This is a genomic window from Tessaracoccus zhenghani, assembly GCF_054552775.1.
The window spans coordinates 629,335-646,739 of sequence record NZ_CM137275.1 but is presented as its reverse complement, the minus strand read 5'-3'; the positions used below and the strand labels follow the sequence as shown (position 1 = coordinate 646,739).

16 protein-coding genes are annotated in these 17,405 nt (G+C 67.8%); 1 reads left to right on the top strand and 15 read right to left on the bottom strand.

Features of this window, described 5'->3' with window-relative positions:
• Position 1 precedes the first annotated feature (1 nt).
• The 12 genes from metK to ACX1DX_RS03035 form a co-directional block, all read right to left on the bottom strand.
• Complete coding sequence (gene metK, locus ACX1DX_RS03090) at positions 2–1,189, bottom strand: methionine adenosyltransferase (RefSeq protein WP_459397623.1); 1,188 nt, start codon at positions 1,187–1,189, stop codon at positions 2–4.
• Between the two features lie 84 nt (positions 1,190–1,273).
• On the bottom strand, positions 1,274–1,621 hold the full coding sequence (rpoZ, locus tag ACX1DX_RS03085) for a DNA-directed RNA polymerase subunit omega (RefSeq protein WP_459397622.1): 348 nt from the start codon (positions 1,619–1,621) through the stop codon (positions 1,274–1,276).
• Between the two features lie 34 nt (positions 1,622–1,655).
• On the bottom strand, positions 1,656–2,186 hold the full coding sequence (gmk, locus tag ACX1DX_RS03080) for a guanylate kinase (protein ID WP_459398167.1): 531 nt from the start codon (positions 2,184–2,186) through the stop codon (positions 1,656–1,658).
• Between the two features lie 42 nt (positions 2,187–2,228).
• Complete coding sequence (gene mihF, locus ACX1DX_RS03075) at positions 2,229–2,540, bottom strand: integration host factor, actinobacterial type (RefSeq protein ID WP_076058934.1); 312 nt, start codon at positions 2,538–2,540, stop codon at positions 2,229–2,231.
• Positions 2,541–2,653: 113 nt separating this feature from the next.
• On the bottom strand, positions 2,654–3,466 hold the full coding sequence (pyrF, locus tag ACX1DX_RS03070; protein WP_459397621.1) for an orotidine-5'-phosphate decarboxylase: 813 nt from the start codon (positions 3,464–3,466) through the stop codon (positions 2,654–2,656).
• Positions 3,463–4,518 carry a quinone-dependent dihydroorotate dehydrogenase gene (locus tag ACX1DX_RS03065; RefSeq protein ID WP_459397620.1) on the bottom strand — a complete coding sequence of 352 codons (1,056 nt, stop codon included), beginning with the start codon at positions 4,516–4,518 and terminating at the stop codon, positions 3,463–3,465. Before ACX1DX_RS03065 ends, pyrF begins: the two co-directional genes overlap by 4 nt.
• Positions 4,518–7,820 (bottom strand): carbamoyl-phosphate synthase large subunit, encoded by a 3,303-nt coding sequence (gene carB, locus ACX1DX_RS03060; protein WP_459397619.1) that lies wholly within the window; start codon positions 7,818–7,820, stop codon positions 4,518–4,520. Before carB ends, ACX1DX_RS03065 begins: the two co-directional genes overlap by 1 nt.
• The gene (gene carA, locus ACX1DX_RS03055) at positions 7,820–8,947 is read right to left on the bottom strand and encodes a glutamine-hydrolyzing carbamoyl-phosphate synthase small subunit (protein WP_076058944.1); all 1,128 of its coding nucleotides are present in this window, start codon (positions 8,945–8,947) and stop codon (positions 7,820–7,822) included. The genes carB and carA overlap by 1 nt, the downstream gene beginning before the upstream one ends.
• A 19-nt stretch (positions 8,948–8,966) precedes the next feature.
• Positions 8,967–9,395: a transcription antitermination factor NusB gene (gene nusB / locus ACX1DX_RS03050; RefSeq protein WP_076058947.1), complete on the bottom strand. Its 429-nt coding sequence runs from the start codon at positions 9,393–9,395 to the stop codon at positions 8,967–8,969.
• Positions 9,396–9,959, bottom strand: a complete 564-nt coding sequence (gene efp / locus ACX1DX_RS03045) for an elongation factor P (protein ID WP_076058949.1) — start codon at positions 9,957–9,959, stop codon at positions 9,396–9,398.
• 65 nt (positions 9,960–10,024) lie between these two features.
• On the bottom strand, positions 10,025–11,002 hold the full coding sequence (locus tag ACX1DX_RS03040) for a hypothetical protein (protein ID WP_459397618.1): 978 nt from the start codon (positions 11,000–11,002) through the stop codon (positions 10,025–10,027).
• Positions 10,999–11,637, bottom strand: a complete 639-nt coding sequence (locus tag ACX1DX_RS03035; RefSeq protein WP_076058954.1) for a hypothetical protein — start codon at positions 11,635–11,637, stop codon at positions 10,999–11,001. Before ACX1DX_RS03035 ends, ACX1DX_RS03040 begins: the two co-directional genes overlap by 4 nt.
• 200 nt (positions 11,638–11,837) lie before the next feature.
• Between ACX1DX_RS03035 and ACX1DX_RS03030 the strand changes: the two genes are divergently transcribed.
• Positions 11,838–14,546 (top strand): ExeM/NucH family extracellular endonuclease, encoded by a 2,709-nt coding sequence (locus ACX1DX_RS03030; protein WP_459397617.1) that lies wholly within the window; start codon positions 11,838–11,840, stop codon positions 14,544–14,546.
• A 66-nt stretch (positions 14,547–14,612) separates the two neighbouring features.
• Here the strand turns inward: ACX1DX_RS03030 and aroB are convergent, their stop codons facing one another.
• From aroB to aroC, 3 genes are read right to left on the bottom strand one after another with little or no spacing between them, the layout of a single operon-like run.
• On the bottom strand, positions 14,613–15,686 hold the full coding sequence (aroB, locus tag ACX1DX_RS03025) for a 3-dehydroquinate synthase (RefSeq protein WP_459397616.1): 1,074 nt from the start codon (positions 15,684–15,686) through the stop codon (positions 14,613–14,615).
• The gene (locus ACX1DX_RS03020) at positions 15,683–16,201 is read right to left on the bottom strand and encodes a shikimate kinase (protein ID WP_076058960.1); all 519 of its coding nucleotides are present in this window, start codon (positions 16,199–16,201) and stop codon (positions 15,683–15,685) included. Before ACX1DX_RS03020 ends, aroB begins: the two co-directional genes overlap by 4 nt.
• Positions 16,198–17,394 carry a chorismate synthase gene (gene aroC / locus ACX1DX_RS03015; protein WP_459397615.1) on the bottom strand — a complete coding sequence of 399 codons (1,197 nt, stop codon included), beginning with the start codon at positions 17,392–17,394 and terminating at the stop codon, positions 16,198–16,200. The genes ACX1DX_RS03020 and aroC overlap by 4 nt, the downstream gene beginning before the upstream one ends.
• Positions 17,395–17,405 lie beyond the last annotated feature (11 nt).

The following is a 17,405-nucleotide window of genomic DNA, read 5'->3' as shown; positions in this document are numbered from 1 at the left end:
GTCATCCCTTGACAGCAGCCGCCAGTGCGTCGACCCGGTCTGTGCGCTCCCAGGTGGCCGACGGGATGTTGCGGCCGAAGTGGCCGTAGACCGTCACGTCCGAATAGATGGGCCGCAGCAGATCGAGGTCGCGGATGATGGCTCCGGGTCGCAGGTCGAACGTGGCCAGCACCGCAGTGCGGATCTGCTCCTCAGGCACCGCGTTGGTGCCGAAGGTGTCCAGATAGAAGCCCACGGGGTGCGCCTTGCCGATGGCGTAGGCCACCTGCACCTCACAGCGCTCAGCCAGGCCGGCCGCAACCACATTCTTGGCGACCCACCGTGTGGCGTACGCCGCGGAGCGGTCCACCTTCGAGGGGTCCTTGCCGGAGAACGCGCCGCCGCCGTGGCGGGCCATGCCGCCGTAGGTGTCGACGATGATCTTGCGGCCGGTGACACCCGCGTCGCCCATGGGGCCGCCGATGACGAACTTGCCGGTGGGGTTGATGAACACCCGCTCAGGCATGCCGAAGCCGTAGCGCTCCAGGACGGGGCCGATCACTTCGCGGCGCAGGTCCTTGTGGATGTGCGGCTGCGTGACCTCTGTGCTGTGCTGCGTGCTCACCACGACGGTGTCGATGCCCTCGGGACGCCCGTCGTCGCCGTAGCGGACGGTGACCTGCGTCTTGCCGTCCGGGCGGAGGTACTCGAGCGTGCCGTCCTTGCGGACCGCCGTCAGCTGCTCGGCCAACCGGTGCGCCAGGTCCACCGGCAGCGGCATGAGCGCCTCGGTCTCGTTGCAGGCGAATCCGAACATGAGCCCCTGGTCACCGGCGCCCTGGGCGCTGGCGATGTCGCCGTCCGCGTCGACCCGTCGCTCATAGGCGTCGTCGACGCCCTGGGCGATGTCCGGAGACTGGGCGCCGATGGCGACGGTCACGCCACAGGACGCGCCGTCGAAGCCCTTGCTGGACGAGTCGTAGCCGATCTCGAGGATGCGCTTGCGGGCGAGGTTGGCGACATCGACGTAGCCGGAGGTGGAAACCTCACCGGCCACCACCACCAGACCGGTGGTCACAAGGGTCTCAACAGCGACCCGCGACTCCTTGTCCTGAGCGAGGAGGCCGTCGAGCACGGCGTCGGAGATGGAATCAGCGATCTTGTCCGGATGGCCTTCAGTGACCGATTCCGAGGTGAACAGACGGCTCACGGCAGAGCACTCCTAGCGCGGCAACAAGCCGCATAGTGGAAGAAGGGGTTGTTGTGGCGGCGATAAGCCGCCCCCTTGGGTGCGTCAGGAAGACGCGACTTCGGTGTCCGCGAAGGGATCGACGAAGGAGAACGCGGGATCCGCAGTGGCGGCGGCGGCAGCAGCTGCCTCTTCTGCCTCGGGATCGATCTGGGTGTACTGCAGGAGGCCGTCGCTCATCTCGCGCAGCGCGATGGACAGCGGCTTCTCCTCAGGAGCAGCGGAGACCAGCGGGCCGACGTTCTCGAGCAGGCCCTCGCCCAGCTGTGAGAAGTAGGCGTTGATCTGCCGAGCGCGCTTCGACGCGAACAGCACAAGCCGGTACTTCGAGTCGACGTTCTTCAGCAGGTCGTCGATCGGCGGGTTGGTGATGCCTTCGGGCACGGTGTTCAAGGTGATCCTTTCACGTTGTGATCACAGAGACAGGTCACAAGCTCATTAAGCTTACCAAAGCGGCGACCGTTTCATCGAGCGTGACATTGACGATCACGTGATCGGCCTCGTCGACCTGCGCCAGTTCGATCCTCGCCGTGTCCAGGCGGCGGGCCATCGTCTCCTCGTTCTCCGTGCCGCGGCCCCGGAGCCGGCTCACCAGCTCCTCCCACGACGGAGGGCTGAGGAAGATCAGCCGGGCTTCCGGCAGGTTCTGCTTCACCTGACGCGCACCCTGCAGGTCGATCTCCAGGATCACGGGGCGCCCGGCCGCGACGGAGGCGAGCACGGGCTGACGGGGGGTCCCGTAGTAGTTGCCGTGGACCTCGGCCCATTCCAGCAACTCCCCCTGCGCGATCAGGTCCCTGAACTCGTCGATGCTGACGAAGTGATAGCTCTTGCCCTCCACCTCACCGGGACGCGCTGCGCGGGTGGTCATGGACACGGAATAGAAAGGTTCTGGGTGGAGCGACCGCAGCTTTGCACAGACGGTGCCCTTGCCAACGGCGCTCGGGCCGGAGATCACCCACACGGGAGAAGAAGTCACCCGCCCGAGCTTACCGCCGCCTCACTTGAAGAGTTCAGTGAGGCGGACCACCTGGTGGCGGCCCAGCCCACGGATGCGACGGTTGGGGGCGATCTGGAGGTTCTCCATGATCTCGCCGGCCCGGGTCACGCCCACGCGTGGCATGGAGCGCAACAGGTCCACCACCTTGATCCGCGACAGCGTCTCGTCGTCGACCGCCTTGTTCAGTGCATCGGTGAAGGAGAGGTCGCCGTTCTTGACCTGCTCCTTGAGGTTCGCGCGGGCTCGGCGTGCCTCTGTGGCAGCCGCCCTGGCCGCTTCAAGCTGCGCGCTGCTCAACTGAGGAATTGCCATCGGAGTTCCCTTCAATCCTTCATAGACAGCACCGGCAACGGTGAACAGGTGCTCCCCAAAAGATACCGCCTCTGGGCCCAAAAGTTCAGCCTTAAGGGTGGTTTTTGCCAGCATTAGGTGAGCAGGGACGCAATCTCCGAGTGCAGCGTGGTGGTCTTCTCCCGTAGCTTGTCGTGCCCCGAACCGATCACTCCCCGGCTCGTGGTGGGCAACACGTGCTTCAGGCTTTGCCCGAACAATTCCGCTATTCCCGCGACGGTACCGCCTTGGGCGCCGAGACCCGGCACGAGGATGGACGCGTTGAAGTCGCTCAGATCACACCCGGAGTCGCCGTGCGTGCCGCCCACCACGAGCCCCACAGCGTGATCCGCGGAGGGGTTGAGCGCCGCGATGGTATCCACGACGTGTTGGGCGACGGTGACGCCCCCGGTGGTGGCCAGCTGCACCGACGCACCCTCAGGGTTGGACGTGCGGGCCAGCACGTAGAGGCCCTGTCCACCGGCCACCGCCGCGTCGATCGCCGGCTGCAGCGAGCCGACCCCGAGGTACGGCGACAGCGTGATGGCGTCTGCGCGGGTGGGTGCGTCGTCGCCCAGGAACGCGGTGGCGTAACCGTCCATCGAGGACCCGATGTCACCGCGCTTCACGTCGAGGATGCTCAGCGCACCGGCCTGCCGGATGTCCTCAAGGACCCGCTCCAGGACGGCGACGCCCCTGGAACCGAAGGCCTCGAAGAAGGCGGACTGCGGCTTGAAGACGGCCACGATGTCGCCGATCCCCTCGACGATGCCCCGGGCGCAGTGCTCGAGCCCGTCGACGCTGTGGGGCAGGCCCCAGGCCGCTAGCACGGACGGCATCGGGTCGATGCCGACGCACAGGCGACCACGCGAAGCTGTGGCGGCGGTCAGTTTCTCGGCGTAGGTCATGACGCCTTCCTGTATTCCTGGATCCCGCGCACCAGCGCAGGGCCGTCGTAGATGAATCCGGTATAGAGCTGTAGCAGCGCCGCGCCCGCGTCGAACATCCGACTGCCGTCAGCGGGGCTCATGATGCCGCCCACCCCCATCAGGGGCAGGTGCGTGGACGCCGCCAGGTGCTCGACGAATGCCAGTGCCCTCACGGTCAACGGCCGGCCGCTCAGCCCACCCGCCTCGCGGGCCAGATGCTGATCCGGAGGGGTGAGCCCGTGGCGCGACAGCGTGGTGTTGGTGGCGATGACGCCGGACACCGCCGAATGGTTGAGCACCGCGAGGGTCTCCGCCAGATCTGCGCCCTCGAGATCTGGGGCCAGCTTCACGAACACCGGCACGGGCCGGTGGCGGTCGAGACTCGCAGCCTCGGCTGTGAGCGCACCCAGCAGTTCTGCCAGCTGGTGCGCGGCCTGCAGGCTGCGCAGGCCGGGCGTGTTGGGGCTGGAGACGTTGACGGCGACATAGTCGGCGAAGGGCGCGAGCAGTCGCAGCGACGTGAGGTAGTCCGCCGTCGCGTCCTCCAGGGCTGTCACCTTGGACTTGCCGATGGAGATGCCCAGCGGGATGCCGACGGCGCAGTTGCCCCGTGCGATGCCCTTCGCGCGCAGCGTGGTGGCGAGGGCGGCCGCTCCCCTGTTGTTGAAGCCCATGCGGTTGACGATGCCCTCGGACCGGACGGCGCGGAACACCCGGGGCTTGGGATTGCCCGGCTGCGCCAGCGCGGTGACCGTGCCGAGTTCGGCGAAGCCGAAACCGAAACGTGCCCAGGCCTGGGCCGCGACCCCGTCCTTGTCGAGGCCTGCGGCCAGACCCACCCGGTTGGGGAAGCGGATGCCCGCCACCGTCACCGGGTCTGCCACGCGGCCCCGGGCACCGCCCGGGACCTTGGCCAACACGTCGATCATGGCCTCGTGCACCCGCTCGGGGTCTCCCCCGGCGGAGCGGAACAGGCCGGCCCTGAGGCCGTGGTATCCCGTCCGGAGCCCGCGGGTGACGAGGCCGCTCATCAGGCCTGCGCCCATTCCTGCAGCGACCTCACGCCCATCTCGCCGCGCTGGAGCGCCTCGATCCCCTGCGTGGCCGCGGCCAGGCCGGGCACCGTCGTGATCGACGGCACGTCGGCCAGCACTGCGGCGGTGCGGATGAGGTAGCCGTCCTCGCGGGTGCTGGCACCCGACGCGGAGCCCTCCGGCGTGTTGAAGATCAGGTCGATCTCGCCGGACTTGATCATCTCGACGATGGACTTGGACTCCTCGCCCTCCTTCAACTCGGAGAGCTTGAGCACCACTTCGGCGGCCACGCCGTTGCGGCGCAGCACCGAGGCGGTGCCGGCAGTGGCGAGGACGCGGAAGCCCAGGTCGACGAGGCGCTTGATGGGCCAGATGGCGTGGCGCTTGTCGCGGTCCGCGATGGAGACGAACAGCGTGCCCCCGGTGGGCAACGGGCCGCCGCCGGCGTCCTGCGACTTGGCGAAGGCGGTGCCGAAGTTGTCCGACAGGCCCATCACCTCACCGGTGGAGCGCATCTCCGGCCCGAGCAGCGTGTCGACGAACGCGCCGGCGGTCGTGCGGAACCGGTTGAACGGCATCACGGCCTCCTTGACCGCGACCGGCGCGTTGGGACGCGGCGTCGAGCCGTCGCCCTCGGCGCGCAGCATGCCACTGGCGCGCAGGTCTGCGATGCTGCGGCCCATCATGATCAGCGCCGCAGCCTTGGCCAGTGAGGTGTTCGTAGCCTTGGACACGAACGGCACCGTGCGGGAGGCGCGCGGGTTGGCCTCGAGCACGTAGAGCGTGTCGCTGTGCACGGCGTACTGGATGTTGAGCAGGCCGAGCACGCCCACGCCCTGCGCGATGGCCAGCGTGGAGGTGCGGATCTCCTCGATGACGGCGTCGCCCAAGGTGATGGGTGGCAGTGCGCACGCGGAGTCGCCGGAGTGGATGCCGGCCTCCTCGATGTGCTCCATGACGCCGCCGATGTACAGCTCGTTGCCGTCGTACAGTGCGTCGACGTCGATCTCCACGGCGTCGTCCAGGAAGCGGTCGACGAGCACCGGCTGGTCCTCGCTCACCTCCGTGGCCTTGGCAATGTAGGTCTCGAGGGCTTCGTCGTTGTAGACGATCTGCATGCCTCGCCCACCCAGCACGTAGCTGGGGCGCACGAGCACCGGGTAGCCGATCTCCGCGGCGATGGCCTTGGCCTCATCCGCGGTGACGGCCATGCCGTGCTTGGGCGCGGGGAGGCCGGCGCGGGCGAGCACCCGCCCGAAGGCGCCGCGTTCCTCGGCCAGGTTGATGGCCTCAGGCGAGGTGCCGACGATGGGCACGCCCGCGTCCTTGAGGATCTGGGCGAGCTTCAGCGGTGTCTGGCCGCCCAGCTGGCAGATGACGCCGGCGACGGGGCCGGCCTGTAGCTCGGCGTGGTAGATCTCGAGCACGTCCTCAGCGGTGAGCGGCTCGAAGTAGAGCCGGTCCGAGGTGTCGTAGTCGGTGGAGACGGTCTCGGGGTTGCAGTTGACCATCACGGTTTCGTACCCGGCCTCGCGCAGCGCCATGGTGGCGTGCACGCAGGAGTAGTCGAACTCGATGCCCTGGCCGATGCGGTTGGGGCCGGAGCCCAGGATGAGCACGGCCTCCTTGGTGCGGGTGGGCACCTCCGTCTCCTCGTCATAGGTCGAGTAGAGGTACGGCGTGCTGGCCTCGAACTCCGCGGCGCAGGTGTCCACCGCCTTGTACACCGGGCGGATGCCCAGCGCGTGCCGGACGCCCCGCACCACGTCGGTGGTGAGGTTGCGCAGCTTGGCGATCTGGGCGTCGCTCAGCCCGTGGCGCTTGGCCTTCCGGAGCAGTTCCGGGGTCAGCTGGTCCGTGTCGCGCACCTGGCGGGCCACGTCGAGGAGGATCTCGAGCTGGTCGAGGAACCAGGGGTCGATCTTGGTGGCCTCGAAGACCTGTTCGACGCTCGCCCCAGCGCGCAGGGCCTTCATGACCACCTGGAGCCGGCCGTCGAAGGGTCGCGACGCGGTCTCGAGAAGTTCCTCGACGCTCTCGTCGATAGGCATGTTGAACTCGAAGGGGGCCTTCTGGTCCTCCATGGAACGCAGGGCCTTGCCCAGCGCCTCGGTGAAGTTGCGGCCGATGCCCATCGCCTCGCCCACAGACTTCATGTGGGTGGTCAGGAACGGGTCCGCCGCGGGGAACTTCTCGAAGGCGAACCGCGGGATCTTGACAATCACGTAGTCCAGGGTGGGTTCGAAGCTCGCCGGAGTCACCTTCGTGATGTCGTTGGGGATCTCGTCGAGCGTGTAGCCCACGGCGACCTTGGCGGCGATCTTCGCGATCGGGAAGCCGGTGGCCTTGGAGGCCAGCGCCGACGAGCGCGACACCCGCGGGTTCATCTCGATGACGATCATGCGTCCGTCGTCCGGGTTGACGGCGAACTGGATGTTGCAGCCTCCGGTGTCGACACCGACGGCGCGGATGACGCCGATGGCGACGTCGCGCATGCGCTGGAACTCGCGGTCCGTCAGCGTCATGGCGGGCGCCACCGTGATGGAGTCGCCGGTGTGCACGCCCATGGGGTCGAAGTTCTCGATGGAGCAGATGATGACGACGTTGTCCGCCTTGTCACGCATCACCTCCAGCTCGTACTCCTTCCAGCCGAGGATGGATTCCTCGATGAGGACCTCCGTGGAGGGCGAGGCTGCCAGGCCGGCGCCGGCGATGTTGCGCAGTTCTGCCTCATCGTGCGCAAAGCCGGAGCCCACGCCACCCATGGTGAACGACGGGCGCACGACGACCGGGTACCCCAGGTTCTCAGCGGCCGCGACGACCTCCGCCATGGTGTGGCAGATGTGCGACTTGGCCACCTCCGGCGGCCCGCCGGGGATGTCCAGGCCGAGGCAGATCTTCTTGAACTGCTCGCGGTCCTCACCGCGCTGGATGGCGTCGATGGACGCGCCGATCAGCTCCACGCCGTACTTCTCGAGCACACCGTTGTCGTGCAGGGCGACGGCGGCGTTGAGCGCCGTCTGGCCACCGAGGGTGGCGAGCACCGCGTCGGGGCGTTCCTTCGCGATGACCCTCTCGACGAACTCAGGCGTGATGGGCTCGACGTAGGTGGCGTCCGCGAAGTCCGGGTCCGTCATGATCGTGGCCGGGTTCGAGTTGACCAGGACCACGCGGTAGCCCTCTTCGCGGAGGACGCGGCAGGCCTGGGTGCCGGAGTAGTCGAATTCGCAGGCCTGACCGATCACGATGGGGCCCGAGCCGATCACCAGGATCGACGAGATGTCTGTGCGACGCGGCATCAGGCGTCCTTTCCGGCCGAGATGACCGACACGAACCGGTCGAAGAGGTAGTTGGCGTCGTGGGGGCCGGCAGCGGCCTCCGGGTGGAACTGCACGGAGAAGGCCACGAGGTCCCCGTCGCGGCGGAGTTCGAGACCCTCGACGACGTCGTCGTTGAGGCACTTGTGGCTGACGCTCACCTGGCCGAACTCGGTGTCGACTGTTCCCTCCAGGGGCGCGTCGACGGCGAAGCCGTGGTTGTGCGACGTGACCTCGATGCGGCCCGTCGTGCGGTCGACCACCGGCTGGTTGATGCCGCGGTGGCCGAACTTGAGCTTGTAGGTGTCGAAGCCCAGCGCGCGGCCGAAGAGCTGGTTGCCGAAGCAGATGCCGAAGAACGGCACCTTGGCCTCCAGCACCTCGCGCAGCAGCGCCGTCGGGGCCTCAGCCGTCGACGGGTCGCCGGGACCGTTGCTGAAGAACACGCCGTCCGGTGCGTAGCTCATCACCTCGTCGAAGGTGGCGTGGGCGGGCACCACGTGCACGTCCAGGCCGCGGGCGGCCAGCTGCGTGGGAGTCATCGACTTGATGCCGAGGTCCACCGCGACGATCGAGTACAACGTGTCGCCCTTGGCCTCCACCGTGTACGGCATCTGGGTGGTCACGTCGCCGATGAGGTCCTGACCCGCCATCATCGGCTGGTCCAGCACGCGGGCGAGCAGTTCGTCCACGTTGTCGGTCTCCGTGGAGATGCCCACGCGCATGGCGCCGCGGTCACGGATGTGGCGGGTGAGGGCCCGGGTGTCGATATCGCAGATCCCGACGATCCCCTGCTCGCGCAGTTCGTCGTCGAGGCTCCTAACGGAGCGCCAATTGGAGGGACGGGGCGCGGGGTCGCGCACGATGTAACCGGCGACCCAGATGCGGCCGGATTCGCCATCCTCGTCGTTCCACCCGGTGTTGCCGATGTGGGGGGCGGTGGCCAGCACCACCTGCCCGCGGTAGCTGGGGTCTGTCAGGGTCTCCTGATATCCGGACATGCCGGTGGAGAACACCAGCTCGCCGAACGTCTCGCCATTGGCGCCGAAAGATCGGCCACGAAACACGCGCCCATCCTCCAAGACCAACAATGCGGGAACGGGACTCATGCGTTACCTCTTTCGGAGATCAGTTCGTGTTTGGCTTCGCGCCGGCGGCCTTGGCCAATAGGCCATTGAGGAACGCCGGTGATTCATCGGTGGACAGATCTCCCGCGAGGCGGACCGCCTCGGAGATGACTGCGCCTGGAGGGGTGTCGGTGTAGTCGAGCTCGAAGATCGCCATGCGGGCGAGGTTGCGGTCGACTGACGGCATGCGGTCCAGCGGCCACGCCGCGGAGGCGGCAGCGGAGATCCGGTCGTCGATCTCGTCGAGGTGCTCAGCCACACCGAAGACGATTTCGCGCGTCAGTTCGCGGACGACGCCGCCCGACAGCGTGCGCTGCTCGGTGAAGGTCTCGCTCAGAGAGTCGCCGCGCTGCTCCGCCATGAAGAGGATGTCGAGAGCAGCTTTGCGGGCCTTGGTCTGCGCGCTGTAGTGGGAGGGGCGCTCAGACATCTAGCTGGAAACGCGTCCGAGGTAGGAGCCGTCGCGGGTGTCGACCTTGACCTTCTCACCGTTGGTGATGAAGAGGGGCACCTGGATCTGCTTGCCGGTCTCCAACGTGGCGGGCTTGGTGCCACCGGTGGAGCGGTCGCCCTGCAGGCCCGGCTCGGTGTAGGTGACGATGAGTTCCACGGAGGTGGGCAGTTCGATGAACAGTGGAGCGCCCTCGTGGGTGGCCACAAACGCGTTGGTGTTCTCGAGCAGGTAGTCCTTGGCGTCGCCGACGGTCTCCGCGGGGACGTGGAGCTGGTCGAAGGTGGCGATGTCCATGAACACGTAGTCGTCGCCGTCCATGTAGAGGTACTGCATCTCCGAGCGGTCCACCGTCGCGGTCTCGACCTTGGTGTCGGCGTTGAAGGTGCGATCGACGATCTTGCCGCTCAGCACGTGCTTCAGCTTGGACCGCACGACCGTGTTCCCCTTGCCGGGCTTGTGGTGCTGGAACCACTGCACCTGCCACAGCTGGCCATCGAGATCGAGGACCATTCCGTTCTTCAAATCGTTGGTCGAGACCATGTCTGTTCTCCTCAGTGGATCGGGGGCTGCGGCCAACAGAGCATTCTACGGGATCGGGCGCCAACTCAGAAAAATCCGTCCACACTCCGTGTCGCGCAGCCCCTCAGGCACCCCGCCTCCTCACGCAGAATGGCGACGACGGCGTCGCGCGTCAGGTCGAAATGGCTGCGACCCTGCGCGTCGAGGGAACGCCGGCCGTAGTAACCCGCGGGACCGTCGTGGGCCATGGGGCCGATCGTGTGGAAGCTGACGCGACCCTCCCGCTTGGCCCGGTTCCACGTCGACAGGGGTGAGGTGGGCCAGCGTCCGGGGAAGGCGACGGTGCCCAGGTGGTGGGTGTGGTCGCGGGTGCCGGTGAGGTGCCAGAGGTGCCGCATCCTGTCCAGGCCGGGGTCGTCGCCGAAGATGCCCCCGATGCTGATCAGCGAGACGGGCACCTTGAGCGCGTGCAGGAACCACCCGGCGCCCAGTGCCATCTGCACACCGCCCGAGAGACCCATCAAGGTGACGGGGGTGCCGCTGCCGGGCCGGTATCCGTGACGCTGCAGGGCGCGCCAGAGCTCCTGCGCCAGCCCGATGTTGAACGTGGGTCCGTACCGCGGGTCTGCGGAGACCAGCACCTGGGCGATGTTGCGGATGTTGATGAGGTTGTGGATGGGGTTCCAGTGCCAGTGCTCACGGGTCCAGCCGAGCACCTTCCACAGGCCCATCGTGGTCCGGTGCAGCAGCCCCCGGTTGTCGACGGCGTACGGGAACACCTCGGAGATGATGCAGGCGCCCGGCACCTCTTCGGCGACCGCGGCCAGCCAGGCGTCCTCGCGGTCCGAGAGAGTGTCGCCGCTCAGCAAGGCCACCCCGGACAGGTAGACGACGAACGCCGTTGGCCCGGTGCCGGCGGCCTGGGGCGGTGGGCGCATGGGGTCGAAGGTGGCGGCGATCTCCGCCTGACCCTTGTCGGCCCACCAGCGCAGCGACTCCAGGGGCGACAGCAGCACGAACGCCGCCACCATGAGTGCCGCCCCGCCCAGGACCCAGCTGATCACGCCTGCGCCTCCCGCCGCGTCCGGTCCAGCACCGGCATGGCAGGCATCCCGGCGAGGATGTCACGGGAGGTCACGACGGTGGGCCGGCCGGTTGCGAGCGTCCAGACCCTGGAGCCCACCCAGTTGACCGGGCGCTGCAGGAGCCGCGACAGCAGTTGCATCACGAACCAGCCCGAGAGGGAGAACCCCAGCGCCCACCAGCGCCCGATGTCGAAGACCTCGGCCAGGCCGAACCAGAGGATGAGGAAACTCCAGCCCTGCAGGACGCGGCCGAAGAACATGCCGAAGTGCGGCATGGCCTGGATGAAGGCGAAAGCCAGTGGTGCCACCGACAGCAGGCCCACGAGGACCAGCGGCATCAGCGGCGCGGCGCGGCGCAGCCCCAGCGAGGTGACGCCCCAGGTAACGGCCGCCTGGATGATGTGGAGGGTGGCCAACGACACGATGTTCAGCAACAGCGTGCTGACCAGGCGCAGCCCGTGGATGCGGTTGAGCAGCAGGATGGCGGTGTGGCCGAGCATCGTGGAGGCGCCCGCGATCAGGGCCACTCCGAGGGCCGCCCAGAGGCCCACCTGTGCGAGGTGGCTGCTGTCCAGCCGCAGGGCCGCTCCCAGCGCTTGCCACACCTCTGACATGTGAAAGAGCTTACGGCAGCGGATCGGCGGCCTCCCAGGGCCACCCGATGGGAGGGAGACGAACTTCCGGGTACCAGGGGATGAACTTCGTCTAAACGATCCGCAGGGGTGAGCAAATCCTTGACAACATCCCTCTAGGGTGAGGGCCACTGTCGCCTCAATTCCGCGGCGACGTCGTTTCTTCACTAGGAGTCTGATCCATGCGCAAGCACCTCACCGTGCTGGCTGCGACAGCGGCATTGCTCGCCGCATCATTCGTCGCTGCGCCGGCACAGGCGGTACCAGCAGATCACCTCGTCATCAACGAGGTCTACGCCCGCGGCGGTAGCGCCAACCAGCCGTTCAACAAGAAGTTCGTCGAGCTGTACAACCCGACCGCCCAGGCCATCGACCTGACGGGCTGGAAGCTCGGCTACAGCTCGGCCACCACTGCCGGCGTCGGCAGTACCTGTGGTCTCTCGGGCACAGTCGCCCCCGGCGGGTTCTTCGTCGTGGGCACGGGCACCAACAACGCCACCGTCGGTGCAGACGTCTCGGTACAGCTCGACTGCGGCATCAACCCCAGCGGCACCAACGGTGCGATCACCCTCCTGAACGGCGACGTCGAGATCGACATTGTCGGTTACGGCACGGCGGTCCGCAACGAGACCGCCGCGGCCATCTACACCGGTGGAAACTCCACCCCGGGATCGATCACCCGCACCGGCGCATCCGACACTGACAACAACGCCGAGGACTTCGATTTCACCGAGACACCCACCCCGGGTTCGGACTCCTCCATCACAGGCGGCGGGACCCCCACCCCCACGCCGACGGAGACCACAACGGTCCCGACGGAGCCCACCGTGACCCCGATCGCTGAGATCCAGGGCCCGGGCGCGGCCACTCCCCTGTCCGGCCAGACCGTGACCACCACTGGCGTCGTCACGGCGGCGTATCCCACCGGCAACTTCCGCGGTGCCTACATCCAGACCCCGGGCTCCGGTGGGGCGCCCAAGGCACCCGGCGATGCTTCTGATGGCATCTTCGTCTTCGGCGACGCCGCAGCCAACGCCACCATCGGCGAGTGCTACACCGTGACGGGAACCGCCGGTGAGCACTTCACCCTGACCCAGCTCGCGAACGCCACGCTCACGCCCGCTGCCGACTGCGCCGCGGTCACCCCCACCGCGCTGACCACCTTCCCCGGCACCGACGCCGCGAAGGAAGCCTACGAAGGCATGCTCGTGCTGCCCACCGGCGGCTACACCATCACCAACAACTATGACCTGAACCGCTACGGCCAGATCGGCCTCGCGTACGGTGACGAGCCGCTGTTCACCGCCACCGACGTGGTCCGTCCCGGTCCTGAGGCCCTCGCCTACGAAGCCGAGAACCGCACGAAGCTGATCACGCTCGACGACGGCTCCAGCTGGGACTACACCAACAACGCCGCCGCCAAGAACTCGCCGTTGCCGCACCTGAGCGCGGCCACGCCCATGCGCACCGGCTCCCCGGTGACGTTCACGGAGCCGGTCATCCTCGACTACCGCTTCCAGTGGAACTTCCAGCCCACCAGCCAGGTCACGGGCGCAGAGGTCTCCTTCATCACCAGCGTCAACGACCGCCCGGCCGACGCGCCCGTGGTGGGGGGCGACATCCAGCTCGCTTCGTTCAACGTGCTGAACTACTTCGACGACCTCGGCGTCAACGAGGCCAACTGCAAGTACTACAGCGACCGCGAGGGCAACCCCGTGGGCGCCAACAACTGCCAGGTGCGCGGTGCCTACTCCGAATCGGCGTTCGCCGATCAGGAGGCCAAGATCGTCGCGGCCATCAACAAGCTGGACGCCGATGTCGTCGGCCTCCAGGAGATCGAGAACAGCGCCGCCATCACCTACCTGGCGGGCCAGCCCCGCGACAAGGCGCTCGCCACCCTGGTGGCCGCGCTCAACGCAGCCGGCGGCAACTGGGCGTTCGCACCCAGCCCCACGGTGGCAACCCCGAATGAGGACGTCATCCGCACGGCCTTCATCTACAACCCGGACACCGTCCAGCTCGTCGGCCCGTCCTACATCCTGCTCGACGACGCCTTTGCCAATGCGCGCAACCCGCTGGCCCAGGAGTTCCAGGCCAAGGGCAGCACCACCACGTTCGTGGCGATCGTGAACCACTTCAAGTCGAAGGGTTCCGGTGAAGACGACGGCACCGGCCAGGGCAACGCCAACCCCTCCCGCGAGGCTCAGGCCAAGGCCCTCAGCACCTGGGCGAACACCTTCGAGGCTTTCGCCGACAAGCCAGTGTTCCTGATGGGCGACTTCAACGCGTACACGATGGAGACCCCGGTCCAATTCATCGAGGACGCCGGCTTCACCAACCTGACCCAGGGTGGCGTCACCGAGGACGCGACGTACCAGTTCAGCGGCCGTCTCGGTTCGCTGGACCACGTGTTCGCCAATGACGCGGCCCTGGCCCTCGTCACCGATGCGGCGGTCTGGAACATCAACGGCGACGAGTCGATCGCGTTCCAGTACTCGCGCCGCAACTACAACATCACCGATTTCCACGCCGTCGACGAGTTCGCGTCGTCGGACCACGACCCTGTCGTGGTGGGCATCAAGGCACCACAGCCGGACGTCACCTCTCCGATGATCTCCGATCTTGCACACCAGAAGCTGACGGTGGGCAGGCACTTCTCACTGCAGGTACAGGCCACCGACGATTCGGCCGACCTGACCTACAGCGTGCTCGGCAACCCCGCCTGGCTGACGATCGACGCGGACGGAACCCTCAGCGGAACACCGACCGGCCCCCGGTCGTACAAGGTGACGATCCGCGTCTCGGATCCGGCCGGCAACACGAGCAGCGACACTGTCCTGCTACAGGTCAAGCCCAAGACGGCGGCCCAGCCGCCTGTCCGCAAGCGGTAACCACACATAAACATCGGGCCCCGGCAACGCTGTGCGTTGCCGGGGTCCTTGTGCATGTCGGCCTCGTCAGCAGAGTTCGCGGTAGGCGGCTTCCATGGCCGCCTCATCCGGCGCGTCGATGATGACGGGCTTGCCGAACTCCGTGATGCCGACGATCCGCAGGATGTTGCCGCGGGCCTTCTTGTCGAGGCTCATGATCGCGCGCAGGTCCTCCCACGCCGACTGCTCGTAGCGCAGCGGCAGGCCCAATCCGCCGAGGAGGTCGTCGTGCATGGCGACCGACTCGTGGTCGAGCCCCAGCAACTGCCGCGACACCCGCGAACACCAGGCCAGGCCGACGGCGATCGCGTCGCCGTGGCGCCACGTGTAGCGCGCGTGGGCCTCGATTGCGTGCCCCAGCGTGTGGCCGTAGTTGAGCGCCTCACGCCCCACGTCGGCGCCTTTTGACGTCGCCTCGCGGAAATCTGCGGCCACCACCGTCGCCTTCACCTGGACGGCGCGGGTGACGAGTTCGGCGAACCGGTCGCTGCGCACGTCTGCGGCATCCGCCAGGTCCTCCCGCGCCAGGTCCAGGATGCGGGTGTCGGCGATGAAGCCGCACTTCAGCACCTCCGCCATGCCGGAGCGCACGTCGCGGTCCGGGAGGCTGTCGAGCAGTGCGAGGTCGCAGATCACGCCCACCGGTTCGTAGAACGCGCCCACCAGGTTCTTGCCGGCGTCGAGGTTGATGCCCGTCTTGCCGCCCACCGCCGCGTCGACCATCGCGAGCACCGACGTGGGGATGCTGATGTAGGGCACCCCGCGCAGCCAGGAGGCGGCCACGAAGCCGGCCAGGTCTGTGGCGGTGCCGCCGCCGATCCCGATCACCAGGTCACTGCGCGTGAAACCGGCCTCGGCGAGGGCGTTCCAGCAGCGGCTGAGCACCTCAACGGTCTTGGCGGCCTCGGCATCCGGCACCGGCAGCAACAGGACGCGTTGCTCGAGCATCCCGGCCACCTGCGCGGCGATCGCCGAGAGCGGTTCGGGATGGATGATGGCCACCCTCGTCGCGTCGCCCACCATGCCGGGCAACTGGGCGAGCGCGCCCCTGTCGATGTGGACCTCGTAGGGGCCGAGGGCGGATTCCACGCGAACGCTCATTCTTCCGCTCCTCCTTGAGCACCACGTTCAGCGGCAAGGTCGTCGGCGACCTCGGAACTGCCGTGACCATCAGTCTCCACGATCTGGGTGGCCAGCGCTTCATAAACTGGATTTCGCTCCCGCAGCAGCTCGATGAGGCGGCCGCGCACATTGCCCAGCAGCATGGGGCGTGCCTTGTTCATGCCGACTCTGCGCGTGGCCTGCCCGATGGACACCTTCAGCCAGATCACCTCGTGGCCGCCGTCGCGCAGCGCCTGCTGGATGGCCTCGTTCATCACGGCGCCACCGCCGAGCGACACCACCTCATACGCCTCGAGCAACTCCAGGGTGGCCTCCTGCTCGAGGGCACGGAAGTACGCCTCGCCCTCGTCGGCGAAGATCTCCGCGACGGGCTTGCCCTCAACCTCTTCGATGCGCTGGTCCACGTCGACGAAGGTCTTGCCCAGCTTCCGGGCGAGCCTCTTGCCGACGGTGGACTTGCCTGCGCCGGGGGCGCCGACCAGAACGATGCTCATCGGCCGATCTCCAGGCCGCGGGCGGCCACGTCTGCCAGGTAGGACTCGTAGTTGCGGCGGGTCTCCCCTACGGAGTCGCCGCCGAACTTCTCCAGCGCCACCTCCGCCAGCACGAGCGCCACCATGGCCTCAGCCACGACGCCGGCTGCCGGCACGGCACACACGTCTGAGCGCTGGTGGTGGGCCGCGGCGGCCTCACCCGTGGTGGTGTCGATGGTGCGCAGCGCGCGCGGGACGGTGGCGATGGGCTTCATCGCGGCGCGGACGCGCAGCACCTCTCCGGTGGACATGCCGCCCTCGGTGCCGCCCGAGCGGTGCGAGGCGCGGCGGATACCCCCGTCGGTGGGCAGGATCTCGTCGTGGGCCAGCGAGCCACGGGTCCGGGCGAGGGCGAAGCCGTCACCCACCTCGACTCCCTTGATGGCCTGGATGCCCATCAGCGCGCCGGCAAGCTTCGCATCGAGGCGCCGGTCTCCCTGCGCGTGTGAACCGAGGCCAGGGGGCAGCCCCCAGGCCAGCACCTCGACGACGCCGCCCATGGTGTCGCCCTCCTTCTGGCAGGCCTCCACCTCGGCCTGCATCGCGACGGAGGCCTCAGCGTCGAAGCACCGCACCGGGTCCTCGTCGATGGCGGCCAGGTCCGCGATGGTGGGGAGGTCTTCGCGGCCGGCCCGCACGGGGCCCAGTTCCACCACGTGGCTCAGCACGGTGATGCCGAAGGCCTGTTCGAGGAACGCCTGCGCGATGGTGCCCAGCGCGACGCGGGCGGCGGTCTCCCGGGCGGAGGCGCGTTCGAGCAGCGGGCGGGCCTCGTCGAAGTCGTACTTCTGCATGCCGGCCAGATCTGCGTGACCGGGGCGGGGGCGCGTGAGCTTGGCGTTGCGGGCCAACTCAGCCAGCTCGGCCTCGTCCACGTGACCCGGCGCCATCACCTTCTGCCACTTCGGCCACTCGGTGTTGCCGATCATGATGGCGATGGGCGAACCGATCGTCTCGCCGTGGCGGAAGCCGCCCAGCAGGGTGAGTTCATCGGCCTCGAACTTCATCCGCGCCCCGCGGCCGACGCCCAGGCGTCGACGGGCGAGGTTCCGGGCGATCTCTTCGACACCCACTCGTACATGGGCCGGGATGCCTTCCATGGTGGCGATGAGCGCTTGGCCATGGGATTCACCGGCAGTCAGGTATCGAAGCATGAGGGTCATTG

Coding starts and splice junctions, on each gene's coding strand:
- carB (WP_459397619.1), bottom strand. CDS start 7,820: ATGCCGCGTCGCACAGACATCTCGTCGATCCTGGTGATCGGCTCGGGC.
- pyrF (WP_459397621.1), bottom strand. CDS start 3,466: ATGACCTACGCCGAGAAACTGACCGCCGCCACAGCTTCGCGTGGTCGC.
- ACX1DX_RS03035 (WP_076058954.1), bottom strand. CDS start 11,637: ATGTCAGAGGTGTGGCAAGCGCTGGGAGCGGCCCTGCGGCTGGACAGC.
- carA (WP_076058944.1), bottom strand. CDS start 8,947: ATGAGTCCCGTTCCCGCATTGTTGGTCTTGGAGGATGGGCGCGTGTTT.
- nusB (WP_076058947.1), bottom strand. CDS start 9,395: ATGTCTGAGCGCCCCTCCCACTACAGCGCGCAGACCAAGGCCCGCAAA.
- efp (WP_076058949.1), bottom strand. CDS start 9,959: ATGGTCTCGACCAACGATTTGAAGAACGGAATGGTCCTCGATCTCGAT.
- aroB (WP_459397616.1), bottom strand. CDS start 15,686: ATGAGCGTTCGCGTGGAATCCGCCCTCGGCCCCTACGAGGTCCACATC.
- ACX1DX_RS03030 (WP_459397617.1), top strand. CDS start 11,838: ATGCGCAAGCACCTCACCGTGCTGGCTGCGACAGCGGCATTGCTCGCC.
- ACX1DX_RS03020 (WP_076058960.1), bottom strand. CDS start 16,201: ATGAGCATCGTTCTGGTCGGCGCCCCCGGCGCAGGCAAGTCCACCGTC.
- aroC (WP_459397615.1), bottom strand. CDS start 17,394: ATGCTTCGATACCTGACTGCCGGTGAATCCCATGGCCAAGCGCTCATC.
- mihF (WP_076058934.1), bottom strand. CDS start 2,540: ATGGCAATTCCTCAGTTGAGCAGCGCGCAGCTTGAAGCGGCCAGGGCG.
- ACX1DX_RS03065 (WP_459397620.1), bottom strand. CDS start 4,518: ATGAGCGGCCTCGTCACCCGCGGGCTCCGGACGGGATACCACGGCCTC.